Origin of the sequence: Bradyrhizobium betae (assembly GCF_004123905.1) — a bacterium.
GTDB lineage: Bacteria > Pseudomonadota > Alphaproteobacteria > Rhizobiales > Xanthobacteraceae > Bradyrhizobium > Bradyrhizobium betae_A.
The window spans coordinates 47,825-60,501 of the sequence record NZ_MZXW01000054.1; the positions used below are offsets into that span (position 1 = coordinate 47,825).

The following is a 12,677-nucleotide window of genomic DNA, read 5'->3' on the forward strand; positions in this document are numbered from 1 at the left end:
GGACATGGCGCAACCCGTCATCGTCGCGGGAGCGACGACGCATGGCTTGGCGCAGATGGGTCCGAGAATTGATCATGGGGCGGGTCCGTACAGCCGAATGGCAGGGCTTGTCAAGCAGTCGTTTTGCGAAGCACCCGTCCGGCGTGCATCGGCAATCCCTGAGTTTTTCACTGCACGCCATAACGCGCGAAGCTATCGGCGATGCCGGCATTGATCGCCTTCGCTGCCGCGATGTCGCGCTCTGCACCTTCGGCATCGCCCTTGCTACGCTTCGCCAGGCCGCGACCGTAGAGCGCACTGTCGAGCTCAGGCTTTGCACGCAGTGCCGTGTCGTAGTCCGCAATCGCCGCGTCGAGATTGCCGAGCTTGAGCTGGGTGAGGGCGCGGCTGTCGAGCGTGTAGGGATCGCCGGGGCGCATCCGCAGCGACTGCTCGCAATCGGCCAGCGCCTCCTGCAGGCGGCCGAGGATCGCGCGGGTCATGCAGCGGGCGTTGAACACGCCGGCATAGCTCGCATTAGCCTTGATGGCGCGGTCGTAGTCCTCCAGCGCCCGCGCATAATCGTGGCCGTCGAAATACATGTTCGCGCGCGCAAAGGCGTCGCGGTCGTTGTTCGGCATCAGCTCAAGCGATTTTGCAAAATCGGCCATCGCCCGTGTCCGATCGCCCTTGTCGCGAAAGATGCGCGCGCGGTTGCCATAGGCAGGACCGTAAGCGGGATCGAGCTTGATTGACATGTCGAAATCGGCGAGCGCGCGATCGGCCTCGCCGTGCTCGCGATAGGCCGTGCCGCGGTTGAAAAAAGCGAGCGCGAATTTCGGATCGAGCCTGATGGCGCGATCATAGTCGGCCATCGCATGTTCGTAGTCGTTCTTGCCGATGTAGGAATTGCCGCGATTGTTGAAGTACTGCGCATCATCGGGCCTGAGCCGGATCGCGCTCGTATAGTCGGCGATGGCATGGTCGCGATCGCCGAGATCGTCATGGACGATGCCGCGATTGTACCAGGCGATGGCGTCCTTCGAATCGAGATCGATGGCGCGGTTGAGGTCGGCCAGGGCCCGCTCTGTTTCGCCCTTGCGTCGGAATATTTCGCCGCGGTTGGCCAGCGCCAGCGCGTTAGACGGATTGGCCTGCAGCACCGCCGAGCAGCCGGTAAGGCGCTGGTCGTCACTGGTCCTGCTGGTGGCGAAGCACCATTGCCGCGCCTGCGCCGGTGAGGGGGATTGTGCTGCGGCCGGAAGCGCAAGCAGGATCAACGCCGTGCCGATTGTGCACAGCCCAGCCCGGATACCAACCTTGTGATTGTATTTCATCGAATGCCGCGCAGAAACCATTGAGCCTCTAGCGCGTTTGTGATCAAGGGACGCAGATTGGTTCGAACCGGACGCCGGACGGTGGAGACCAAGAATGGCGCGACCAACCAGATAGTTTTCAGCCTTGTCCGACACCCCTTACCCGATCGATCTCGACAGCATTCGCGGCGCATTTCCGCCGGGCATCGAGGCGCCGCCGCTGCTGGTGGACTTTGCCGATTGGCTGAACGGGCGCCCCTGGGGCAGCGTCGGCTGCTTCTCGCTGCAAGGCCAGTTTTCCGATCAGGCGCCGATCTTCGACGGCAGTCCCTTGCGCGACAGGTTTTCGCTGTTCATGCGGCTGCCGGACGGCTCGGCCGTCGGCGGCTGGTATGGCGCAGGCCTTGACCGCGACAATCCGCCGATCGTCGGTCTGGGGTCTGAAGGCGACTACGAGCTACTCGCGCCAAGCCTCGACGCCCTGCTTGCAAAATTGACGTCGCAGCAATTCGACAAGGCCTGGAGCGATCTGAAGCCGCATGACGAGGTCGAGTGCCAGACGGTCGAGCTCGCGCAGTGGCTCGCTGGGCGGCCGGTCGGTGAGCCCATGGCGTGCGACGACGGCGCGCCTGACATGCCCGACTTCCGCGGCTTCATGGAAAAATGGAGCCGGGACCGCGAGGATTATTGGGCCAATCACCGGCTGATGGCCGAGCTCGGCTGGCGGCTCGCCGCCCACCTGCCTAAGGGCAAGAAGCCCTGGGACAAGACCCATTTCGAGGTCGCGATCGTCGGCAAGCAATACGAGGCGCGCGTCCTGTCGCGCGGACCGCAGCCGTTCGACGAAGCCGCCTCGATCGAATCCCTGCTGCGCGATCTGCGCGAGGAGATGCGGCGGGCGCAGCCCGAGCTCGGGCTGTGGTACGCGATGAAATTCGGCCTCTACGCCGACGGCCGCGTCATGCCGAATTTCGAATACGATGTGCGCCCGACCGTCGACGGTGAGCCGGCGAAGTTGACCGAAGCCCAGGCCGATCTCGCCCGCGCCCCGCGCCCGGAGCGCTGGGTGCCGAAATGGCTGGCATGATTGCCTCCACATCGTCATTGCGAGCGCCGGGAACGCGAAAGTAACCCCGTCATCCTGAGGTGCGAGGCTTGCGATGCGACGCATCGCAAGCGGAGCCTCGAAGGATGAGCGGCCGAGATGTAGCCGGGCCGTCGTCCTTCGAGGCTCGCTCTACGGCGCGATCGCGCCGCAGAACGAGCGCCTCAGGATGACGGTGATGGAGCGGAAATCGCTGTGTGGTTTGTTTGCCGTGAGCGGCGCAATCCAAAATCTCTCCGCGGGGACAGTCTGGATTGCTTCGCGGAGCCTGTCATCGGGCCGCGCTTCGCGCAGACCCGGTGGTTCGCAATGACGGAGTGCGTCAGAATCCCGCGACGCTGCCGTGCAGGTCGTACTGGTCGGCGCGCTCGATCTTCGCGGTGACGATCTCGCCGACGCGCAAGGGACGGCGGCTCGATAGATACACCGCGCCGTCGATCTCCGGCGCATCGGCCTTGGAGCGGCCCTTGGCGACAGTAGGGCCAACCTCGTCGATGATGATCTGCTGGCGGGTGCCGACCTTGCGCTTCAGCCTGCGCGCCGAGATCTTCTGCTGGCGGGCCATCAGCGCGTTGTAACGCTCCTGCTTGACCTCTTCCGGCACCGGGTTCTCGATCGCGTTCGACGTCGCTCCCGCAACCGGCTCATATTTGAAGCAGCCGAGCCGATCGATCTCGGCCTCATCGAGCCAGTCGAGCAGATAGGCGAAATCCGCATCGGTCTCGCCGGGGAAGCCGACGATGAAGGTCGAGCGCAGCGCGAGATCGGGACATTCCTCGCGCCAGCGCTTAATCCGCGCCAGCGTCTTGTCCTGTGCCGCCGGGCGCTTCATCGCTTTCAGCACGTCCGGGCTCGCATGCTGGAACGGGATGTCGAGATAGGGCAGCACCTTGCCCTCGTTCATCAGCGCGATGACTTCGTCGACATGCGGGTAGGGGTAGACATATTGCAGCCGGACCCAGGCGCCCAACTCGCCGAGCTCGCGCGCGAGGTCGAGGAATTTGGCACGGACCTGGCGGTCCTTCCACGGGCTCTCGGCGTATTTGAGATCGACGCCATAGGCCGAGGTGTCCTGTGAGATCACCAGCAGTTCCTTGACGCCGGCGTCGACCAGCCGCTCGGCCTCGCGCAGCACGTCGTTGGCCGGACGCGAGACGAGATCGCCACGCAGTTTGGGAATGATGCAGAAGGTGCAGCGGTTGTTGCAGCCCTCGGAGATCTTCAAATAAGCGTAGTGCCGCGGCGTCAGCTTGATGCCCTGCGGCGGCACCAGGTCGACATGCGGATTATGAGCGGGCGGCAGCGCGCGGTGCACGGCGTCCAGCACGCTCTCATATTGCTGCGGCCCGGTGATGGAGAGCACGCCGGGGTAGGCCTGCTCGATCTGCTCGGGTTCCGCGCCCATGCAACCTGTCACGATCACCTTGCCGTTCTCGGCCATGGCCTCACCGATCGCCGAGAGCGATTCCTGCTTGGCGCTGTCGAGGAAGCCACAGGTGTTGACGATGACGATGTCGGCCCCGTCATGCTTGCGGGCGAGCTCGTAGCCCTCGGCGCGCAGGCGCGTGATGATGCGCTCGGAATCCACCAATGCCTTGGGACACCCGAGCGACACGAAGCTGACCTTCGGCGCAGCCGTCTGATCCATATCCAAATCTGCCTGATTGACAGGCCTGAGCTAGTCCCAATTGCCCATAATTACAACCCTTTGCATCCCCTTCCGGCATGCTATGGATGAATCACGGGTGGTGAGTGAGCTATGAGCGCCGAACAGTCGCCTAAAATCGTGATTGTCGACGAAAGCCCGATCCGGGCTGCGATCCTCGAGGAAGGGTTGCGGGAGGCCGGATTCACGCAGATCGTCCATATCCGCGAGATGCAGAGCCTCCTAGCCCGTATTTATGCGGTCGACCCCGACATCATCCTGATCGATCTGGAAAACCCCAGCCGCGACGTGCTGGAGGCGATGTTCCAGGTCAGCCGCGCCGTGAAGCGGCCGATCGCGATGTTCGTGGACCAGAGCGATTCATCCTCGATCCAGGCCTCCGTCGAAGCGGGGGTGTCCGCCTATATCGTCGACGGGTTGAAGAAGGAGCGCATCAAGCCGATCCTCGACCTCTGCGTGTCCCGCTTCAATGCCTTCGCAAAACTCCAGGAGGAGCTGGAGCGCACCAAGTCGCAGCTCGAGGATCGCAAGATCATCGAGAAGGCCAAGGGCATCCTGATGAAGGTGAAGGGCCTCAACGAGGACGAGGCCTATGTGTTGCTGCGCTCCACCGCGATGCGCGAGAAGAAGAAAATCGGCGAGATCGCCCAGTCGATCATCACCGCGTCGGAGATGCTGAAATGACCGCGACCCTCCGCATCGGGTTCATCCCGCTGGTCGATGCCGCCGCGCTGATCGTCGCCGTCGACAAGGGCTTTGCCGCCGCCGAGGGGCTCGAGGTCGAGCTGGTGCGCGAGGTCTCATGGTCCAACGTCCGCGACAAGCTCAATATCGGCCTGTTCGACGCTGCCCATCTGCTCGCGCCGGTGGCGATCGCGTCCTCGCTCGGGCTCGGCCACGTCAAGGTGCCGATCGCGGCACCCTTCAATCTCGGCATCAACGGCAATGCGATCACGGTGTCGCCGACGCTCCACGCCGCATTGATGGAGGAGATCGACGGCGACCGTTTCGATCCGCTCGCGACCGCAAAGGCGCTGGCGAAGGTCGTGGCCAGGCGGCGCAAGGCGGGCGCCGATCCGCTCACCTTCGGCATGACCTTTCCGTTCTCGACCCACAATTACCAGTTGCGGTTCTGGATGGCGGCGGCCGGCGTCGATCCGGACGAGGACGTCCGCCTCGTGGTGCTGCCGCCGCCTTACATGGTGGACAGCCTCAAGAATGGCCATGTCGATGCGTTCTGCGTCGGCGCGCCCTGGAATTCGATCGCGGTCGATCTCGGCATCGGCCACATCCTGCATTTCGTCTCGGACATTCTCGAGCGCGCGGCGGAGAAGGTTTTGGCGGTCCGCCAGACCTGGGCCGACAAGAATCCCGACGTGGTCGCTAGCCTGGTGCGTGCGGCTGTGAAGGCCGCTGAATTCATCGAGGAGCCCGCAAACCTCGCCGAGGCAGCGCAGATCCTGGCGCAACCGGAGCGGATCGGTGTCGACGCCGAAGTCATTCAGCGAACCCTCACGGGCCGCCTGAAGATCTCGCCCGACGGTACCTTCCGCGAGAGCGGCCGCTATCTCCTGGTTGGGCGCGAAGGGGCGGGGCGCCCGGAACCCGTCCAGGCCGCCTGGCTCTACGCGCAGATGGTGCGCTGGGGGCAGACGGCGCTGACACCGGATGGCGTCAAGACGGCCATGGCCGTGTTCAGGCCGGATCTCTACGATGCCGCCCTCGGCCGCCAACCTCCCGAGGAACCCCCGGCGGCCTTTGGGGCGTTCGCCGGGCCAGCCTTCGATCCTGCCAACATCCGAGGGCATCTGGAGGCCTTCGATGTCGGGCGTTGGAAGACCTGATTCGGCCTGCACCGTTTTTGGGCGCGTGGGATCATCGTCTAAATTTTAGGCCGACTGCTCGAATTTCATGAGAGCGCCGACACCGGGATGTTCCGGTGACATCCCCTAATCATCTGGAATCATTTGAGTTTCGATTTCGCAAAAGCTGGCACGCAACTTGTATGTTGCAGTGCGGCCAGCCTGTCATTGGTGCCTGCTGAGCCAAGTCCCACAGCAACGAAGCTGATTGGACCGTTGGGGTGCGAAGCAGGCTGAAGAAGCCGGCCGAGTGTCTCGCGGGTCGCACAATTTTCCGTCGATGCCACTGAGGTGGCCGCAGGAGCTTCGTTACCGACCATGAAACTCGAAACAGTCTCAGTCGATTTCACCGACGAGCAGAAACGCTATCTCGAAGGGTTTACGTCCGGCCTCCAGATCAGCCGCGTGGGTCGCGGTCTGGGTGGCGGTGCCGGCAAGGCCAACGCCGAGCCTGTTGGTCCCGACGCCGTCCACATCAAGGCGCAGGACAAGGTCATCGCAGCAGGCAAGAAGCTCGCCGACCAGGAGAAGTTCAAGCGCGACGAGCATCCGTTCGATGCCTATCCGCGGCTGCGCCAGCAAGCGCTCGACAACGCGCCGCCAAGCCCCGCGGACAATTTCCGCTGGCGCTATTACGGCATCTTCTACGTCGCGCCGACGCAGGACTCTTACATGTGCCGCCTGCGCATCCCGAACGGGATCATGAAGCACTGGCAGCTGTCCGGCCTTGCCGATCTCGCCGACGAGCTCTGCGGCCCCTACAGCCACGCCACCACGCGCGCCAATCTCCAGCTTCGCGAGATCCCGCCGAAGAACGCCATCAAGCTGATCGAGGGCATCCAGGATCTCGGCCTGTGCTCGCGCGGCTCCGGCGCCGACAACATCCGCAACGTGACGGGCACGCCGACCGCCGGCATCGATCCGCAGGAGCTGATCGACACGCGGCCCTATGCGCGGGAGTGGCACTACCACATCCTCAACGACCGCTCGCTCTACGGCCTGCCGCGCAAGTTCAACGTCGCCTTCGACGGCGCCGGCAAGGTTGCGGTGCTTGAGGAAACCAACGACATCGCGTTTACGGCGTTTGAGGTGAAGGACGGGTTCGGCGTCGAGCCCGGTGTCTGGTTCCGCCTCGGTCTCGGCGGCATCACCGGCCACAAGGATTTTGCAAAATACTCCAACATCATCGTCAAGCCGGAGCACGCGACTGCCGTCGCCGACATGATCGTGCGCGTGTTCATCGAGCACGGTGACCGCACCAACCGCAACAAGGCGCGGCTGAAATACGTGCTCGACGCCATGGGCCATGACGGTTTCCTCAAGCTGGTCGAGGAGCGGCTGAAGACGCCGTTCACCCGCGTGCCGGAAGAGGCGTTTCTCCCGCGGCCTGCCGCCGATCGCATGGCGCATATCGGCGTGCACAAGCAGAAGCAGGACGGCTTGAACTGGATCGGCGTATCGCTGACGCTCGGCAAGATCAGCTGCGATCAGATGCGCGGCCTCGCCAAGGTGGCGCAGGACCTCGGCGACGGCGAGATCCGCCTGACCGTCTGGCAGAACCTGCTGATCTCAGGCGTGCGCGACGAGAATGTCGAGCTCGCCATTGCCGCGATCAAGCAGATCGGGCTCGCGGTCGAGGCCTCGCATATCCGCGCCGGCCTGATCGCCTGCACCGGCAATGCCGGCTGCCGTTTCGCCGCGTCGAACACCAAGCGCAACGCCGCCGAGATCGGCGACTGGTGCGAGCCGCGCGTCGCGATGGACAAGCCGGTCAACATTCACGTCACCGGCTGCCATCATTCCTGTGCGCAGCATTACATCAGCGACATCGGCCTGATCGGCGCGCGCGTGCCTGTCAACGAGGAAGACACGGTCGAGGGCTATCACCTCTTCACCGGCGGCGGGTTCGGACCGGACGCGGATGTCGGGCAGGAGGTCTATCACGACCTCAAGGCCGAAGACGCGCCGAAGACGGTCGAAGGACTGCTCAAGGCCTATATCGCCCATCGCTCGTCCCCCGATGAAACCTTCCTCTCCTTCGCGCGCCGCCATGACGGCGAGACGCTGCGCAAGCTTGCCGATGCACAGGTGTCCGCATGAACCAGATCACGCCTCCTCCGAAACTCGACATCATTCCCGCCAGCGCACCTTTCTCCGACGCGCAGCGCTCCTGGCTCAACGGCTTCTTTGCCGGGCTGCTGTCGCCTGATGTGGCGACGCCCTTGTCGGCGGAGCAGGGCGCGGCCGTCATGGCTGGAGACGGCGACGACGGCGAAGCGCCTTGGCACGACCAGACCATGCCGATCGCCGACCGGATGAAGCTCGCCGAGGGTCGTCCCGTTCGACGCAAGATGATGGCGGCGATGGCGCAGCAGGATTGCGGCCAATGCGGCTACAATTGCAACGACTATTCGGAGGCGATCGCCACTCGCAGCGAAGCGCGGCTCAATCTCTGCGTCCCCGGCGGCAAGGAAACCGCGCGGATGCTGAAGTCGCTGTACGAGGAGCTGGACAAGGCGCCGGCAGCCAAGGCGCCCGACAAGCAGGATGCCGTGAGCGCGCCGGCCGTGACGGTGACGATCGCGGAGCCCGGCCGCTCGCGCGACAACCCGGTCGCCGCGACGTTCCTGTCGCGGCGCCTACTCAACAAGGGCAAGTCGGAGAAGGAAACCTATCACGTCGAGTTCGATCTCTCCGAGAGCAAGCTCGACTACGTGGTCGGTGACTCCTTTGGCGTGTTCGCGCGCAACGAGGTCGGCCTCGTCGACCAGATCATCGCGCTGCTCGGTGCCTCCCACACCACAAAGGTCAATGGCAAGACGCTGCGTGAGGTGCTGATCGATGACGTCTCGCTGTCGCCGGCGCCCGACACGCTGTTCGAGCTGCTCTCCTTCATCACCGGCGGCGCGCAGCGCGAGAAGGCGCGGGCGCTGGCGCAGGGCGAGGACCCCGATGGCGATGCGGCGACGCTCGACGTGATGGCGGCGCTGCAGAAATTTTCGGGCACGCGGCCGCATCCCGAAGCCTTCGTCGAGGCGCTGGAGCCGCTGCAGCCGCGGCTCTACTCGATCTCCTCGTCGCACAATGCGACGCCTGGAAAGCTGTCGCTGACGATCGACTCGGTGCGTTACGTCGTCGGCAAGCGCAAGCGCCTCGGCGTGGCCTCGACTTTCCTCGGCGAGCGCATCAACGAGGGCGAGAAGCTCAAGGTCTATGTGCAGAAGGCCCATGGCTTCGGCCTGCCACAGGATCCGAAGACGCCGATCATCATGATCGGTCCCGGCACCGGCATTGCGCCGTTCCGCGCCTTCCTGCACGACCGCAAGGCGACCGGCGCGCCCGGCAAGAACTGGTTGTTCTTCGGCCACCAGCGCAGCGATTGCGACTTCTTCTATCAGGACGAACTCAACGCGATGAAGACGTCGGGTCAGCTGACGCGATTGTCGCTGGCCTGGTCGCGAGACGGTGACAAGAAGTTTTATGTGCAGGACCGCATGCGCGAGGTCGGCCGCGAATTGTGGACCTGGCTCGCCGAGGGCGCGCATCTCTACATCTGCGGCGATGCCAAGCGCATGGCCAAGGACGTCGAGCGTGCACTGGTCGACATCGTCGCCCAGTTCGGGGCGCGTTCGACAGATGAGGCCGTCAGTTTCGTCGCCGAGCTCAAGAAGACCGGCCGCTTCCAGGCTGACGTGTACTAAGCTCCGAGTCCGGCTGTCATCCCGCTGTCATCCGAGCCGGTTCCAGCTGGCTCGGATCTTAACGAATAAGATTCTCGGAACCCTTGCGTGAGGAGAATTTGCGCCTGCGATGGCGCCCCTTCAGAGAAGGCGCATCGCTATTTCCGCCGACGTCTTGCCTCCCGCCACGGTTGATCCCTCATAATCCCGCAAATGGGGCGTTGGAGATCGACCATGCGCGAACTATCGGCGGAAGCCAGGCTGCACTTCTACGCGCGCTCGCTCTCGCGCCGGACCGGGGCGAGCATGAATCACGTCGCGCTCTACAGCGCCTTCGCGGTCATCGCCGCTATCGTGTTCGGCACGCTCTCGGTACACCCGTTCTGATCACGCCCCGCGCTTGAACGGCGCGACTTCAATCCCGGCATCCTTCAACGCCTGACGCAAGGTCCGCGCGATATCGACCGCGCCATGGGTATCGCCGTGGATGCACACCGTGTCCGTGCGCATCTTGATGACCTTGCCCGTGACCGAGACCACCGCGCCGTCCTGCACCATGCGCACCACGCGGTCGGCGATCGCCCTGGCATCGTGCAGCACCGCGCCGGGCTTCTTGCGCGAAACGAGATTGCCGTCGTCCTCATAGGCGCGATCGGCGAACACCTCGTGCACCAGCGGCAGATTGGCGTTCTCGCCGGCCTTCACAAGTTTTGAATTGGCCAGCACCACGAAGATCAGGCTGGGGTCGACCGCCTTGATGCCGGCGGCAATCGCCTTCGCCGTCATGTCGTCCTCGCAGGCGACGTTGGAGAGCGCGCCATGCGCCTTCACATGCGTGACCTTGTGGCCGGCCGCGGTCGCGATCGCCTGCAGCGCGCCGATCTGGTAGGCGACCAGGTTCTCGATCTCGGAGGTCTTCAGGCCCGCGATCGGATGCCGGCCAAAACCGTGCAGGTCGCGATAGCCGGGATGCGCGCCGACCGAGACGCCGCGCGCCTTGGCGAGCTCCACGGTGCGGCGCATGATGTCGGGGTCGCCGGCGTGGAAGCCGCAGGCGACGTTGACGGAGCTTGCGAGGTCGATCATCGCGGCGTCGTTGCCCATCTCCCACGCGCCAAAACCTTCGCCCAGGTCGCAATTGAGATCGACTGTCTGCATGGTTGCTCTCCGTCTCTGGTCTGCTGCCGCTTACGGTTCCGCCGTGACCTGCCAGGTCCCGGCATCCATGGCGCTCACCGCATAGCCGGCGACGTTAGCATCGCTGAGCGCCTCGATGTTGAGCTCGACGGTGTCGGAGGAGCGCAGGCAGTCCGGCAGGTTCTTGATCATTTGCGCGAACTTGCGCGCCTCGTCCTGCGCCTCCGCCATGGTGACCTGCTTGAAGCGGAACGCTGTCCCCGCCGAGGTCTGCGCGAGGCGGCCGACGTCGGCCGTGATCACGGTTGCGATCTTCGGGTAGCCGCCGGAGGTGCCGCGGTCCATCATCAGCGCGATCGGCGCGCCGTTGCCGGGCACCTGAATGCTGCCGTTGACCGTGCCGTCGGAGACGATGTTGTGGCCGTGCAGATGCTTGATCGCGGGCCCTTCGAGCCGATAGCCCATGCGGTCGGATGTTGCCGAGATCTTCCATTCGCTATCCAGGAACAGCGCCTTGTTGGCGTCGTCGAACTCGTCGTCCTGCGGCCCCAGCAGCACGCGGATCGGACCGCTCACAGGCTTCGGCAATTCGATCCGCAACTCCGGCGCGCCGCTGGCGGCATCGACGGTGAATTCGTCGCCGGCCTGAAGCGGCCGCGGGTAGGGGCTGCCAAGCCCGGCGCGGGCGTTCACCGCGAGGCTGCCGAACACCAGCTCGCCTTTGATCCCGCCTTCGATCGCGAGATAGGTGAAGGCGCCGCCGCGGGCAAAGCCCAGCGTCAGTGTCTCGCCGTCCTTCAGCGTCACCGATGTGTCCATGGCCACGGGCTTGCCGGCAATGTCGGCGTTGCGGGGCGCACCGGCGATGGCGACGCGCACAGCGCCGTCCTGGGCGGTGAACGTGGCGCCGAACGGGCCGATCTCGACCACGGCTGCGAACGGCTCGTTGCCGACCAGCGTGTTCGCCGCCGCGAGCGACAGACGATCCATGGCACCGCTGACCGTCAGGCCGTAGCGCTGCGCGCCGAACCGGCCGCCGTCCTGGACGGAACTTGCAGGACCGATGCTGGCAATGACGAGCCGGCTCATGCGGTCACCTGCTCGGCGATGATCTCGCCGGCCTCGGCGGCGCGGTCGAGTTCATCGAAGGTCTTGTGGTCGACGGGGAAAAACGTCACGCGATCACCGGGTTCGGTGAGGAAGGTCGGATTCCGGTGGAGCTGATAGGTTCTGACCGGCGTGCGGCCGAGCAGGTGCCAGCCGCTCGGGGCGGCCAGGCACTGGATGCCCGCCTGGATGCCGCCGATCGAGATCGTGCCTGCGGGCGTGAACAGCCGCGGGCTCTGCCGCCGCGACATCTGCAGCGATTTGTCGAGGCCGCTGAGATAAGACCAGCCCGGCGTGAAGCCGATCATGGCGACCCGATAGTCGCCTCCGGCGTGGCGGGCGATGATGTCGTCGGGCGTGGTGTTCAGCGCTTTCGCGACATCCTCGAGATCGATGCCGTGCTCGCCGCCATAGGCCACGGGAATGCGCCAGCGCCGCGCCTTGGCGGCCGGAGGCAGCGGCTTGCTGGCGATCGGGAGCAGCTTTTCGCCGAGCGCGTCGAAGCCGATCTTGCCGGGATCGTAATGCACCAGCAGCGAACGATAGGTCGGGACGGTCTCGGTGATGCCGTCGATGGGGCTTGCTCCGAGCGCCTTGTCGAGTGCCAGCACGCGCTCGTTGGCGGCGTCGTCGATGGTGCGGCTGAACTCGACAGTGACGGCGCTGTCGCCACTGGGCAGAAGGCGGGGCGGGGGAAGCGTCGCGGCCATGAGCTGTCGAAACGGGCCTTGAGGAAATGCGCGGGCTCGAGTTTGAGTGCCGCTTTCTCCCTGCTTCGCGTAAATGCGCCCGCAAGTCCAATAAATTAATGCAAGGGGACGTGAT

At 64.7% G+C, this 12,677-nt stretch carries 11 protein-coding genes; 6 read left to right on the plus strand and 5 right to left on the minus strand.

Annotation, left to right across the window (positions count from 1 at the left end):
* Nucleotides 1-167 precede the first annotated feature (167 nt).
* Nucleotides 168-1,316: a tetratricopeptide repeat protein gene (locus B5V03_RS38100; RefSeq protein WP_245502471.1), complete on the minus strand. Its 1,149-nt coding sequence runs from the start codon at nt 1,314-1,316 to the stop codon at nt 168-170.
* A 124-nt stretch (nt 1,317-1,440) separates the two neighbouring features.
* Between B5V03_RS38100 and B5V03_RS38105 the strand changes: the two genes are divergently transcribed.
* A complete protein-coding gene (locus tag B5V03_RS38105) occupies nt 1,441-2,382 on the plus strand; it encodes a hypothetical protein (RefSeq protein WP_129275549.1) in 942 nt (313 codons plus the stop codon).
* Nucleotides 2,383-2,722: 340 nt separating this feature from the next.
* Here B5V03_RS38105 and rimO read toward each other — a convergent pair whose 3' ends face one another.
* Nucleotides 2,723-4,048, minus strand: a complete 1,326-nt coding sequence (gene rimO, locus B5V03_RS38110; RefSeq protein WP_129275550.1) for a 30S ribosomal protein S12 methylthiotransferase RimO — start codon at nt 4,046-4,048, stop codon at nt 2,723-2,725.
* 111 nt (nt 4,049-4,159) lie between these two features.
* Here rimO and B5V03_RS38115 point away from each other — a divergent pair, with 111 nt between their 5' ends.
* From B5V03_RS38115 to B5V03_RS38135, 5 genes are all read left to right on the plus strand, one after another.
* The gene (locus B5V03_RS38115; RefSeq protein WP_129275551.1) at nt 4,160-4,750 is read left to right on the plus strand and encodes an ANTAR domain-containing response regulator; all 591 of its coding nucleotides are present in this window, start codon (nt 4,160-4,162) and stop codon (nt 4,748-4,750) included.
* Nucleotides 4,747-5,910, plus strand: coding sequence for a CmpA/NrtA family ABC transporter substrate-binding protein (locus tag B5V03_RS38120; RefSeq protein ID WP_129275552.1), 1,164 nt, complete (start codon nt 4,747-4,749; stop codon nt 5,908-5,910). Before B5V03_RS38115 ends, B5V03_RS38120 begins: the two co-directional genes overlap by 4 nt.
* 336 nt (nt 5,911-6,246) lie before the next feature.
* Nucleotides 6,247-8,028, plus strand: a complete 1,782-nt coding sequence (locus B5V03_RS38125; protein ID WP_129275553.1) for a NirA family protein — start codon at nt 6,247-6,249, stop codon at nt 8,026-8,028.
* On the plus strand, nt 8,025-9,629 hold the full coding sequence (locus B5V03_RS38130; protein ID WP_129275554.1) for a sulfite reductase subunit alpha: 1,605 nt from the start codon (nt 8,025-8,027) through the stop codon (nt 9,627-9,629). The genes B5V03_RS38125 and B5V03_RS38130 overlap by 4 nt, the downstream gene beginning before the upstream one ends.
* A gap of 213 nt (nt 9,630-9,842) precedes the next feature.
* Complete coding sequence (locus B5V03_RS38135) at nt 9,843-9,995, plus strand: hypothetical protein (RefSeq protein ID WP_164988561.1); 153 nt, start codon at nt 9,843-9,845, stop codon at nt 9,993-9,995.
* Here B5V03_RS38135 and B5V03_RS38140 read toward each other — a convergent pair whose 3' ends face one another.
* From B5V03_RS38140 to pxpB, 3 genes are read right to left on the minus strand one after another with little or no spacing between them, the layout of a single operon-like run.
* Nucleotides 9,996-10,766 (minus strand): LamB/YcsF family protein, encoded by a 771-nt coding sequence (locus tag B5V03_RS38140; protein WP_129275556.1) that lies wholly within the window; start codon nt 10,764-10,766, stop codon nt 9,996-9,998.
* Between the two features lie 30 nt (nt 10,767-10,796).
* Entirely contained in the window at nt 10,797-11,834 is a 1,038-nt protein-coding gene (locus B5V03_RS38145) for a biotin-dependent carboxyltransferase family protein (RefSeq protein WP_129275557.1), read from the minus strand.
* Complete coding sequence (gene pxpB, locus B5V03_RS38150) at nt 11,831-12,562, minus strand: 5-oxoprolinase subunit PxpB (RefSeq protein WP_129275558.1); 732 nt, start codon at nt 12,560-12,562, stop codon at nt 11,831-11,833. Before pxpB ends, B5V03_RS38145 begins: the two co-directional genes overlap by 4 nt.
* Nucleotides 12,563-12,677 lie beyond the last annotated feature (115 nt).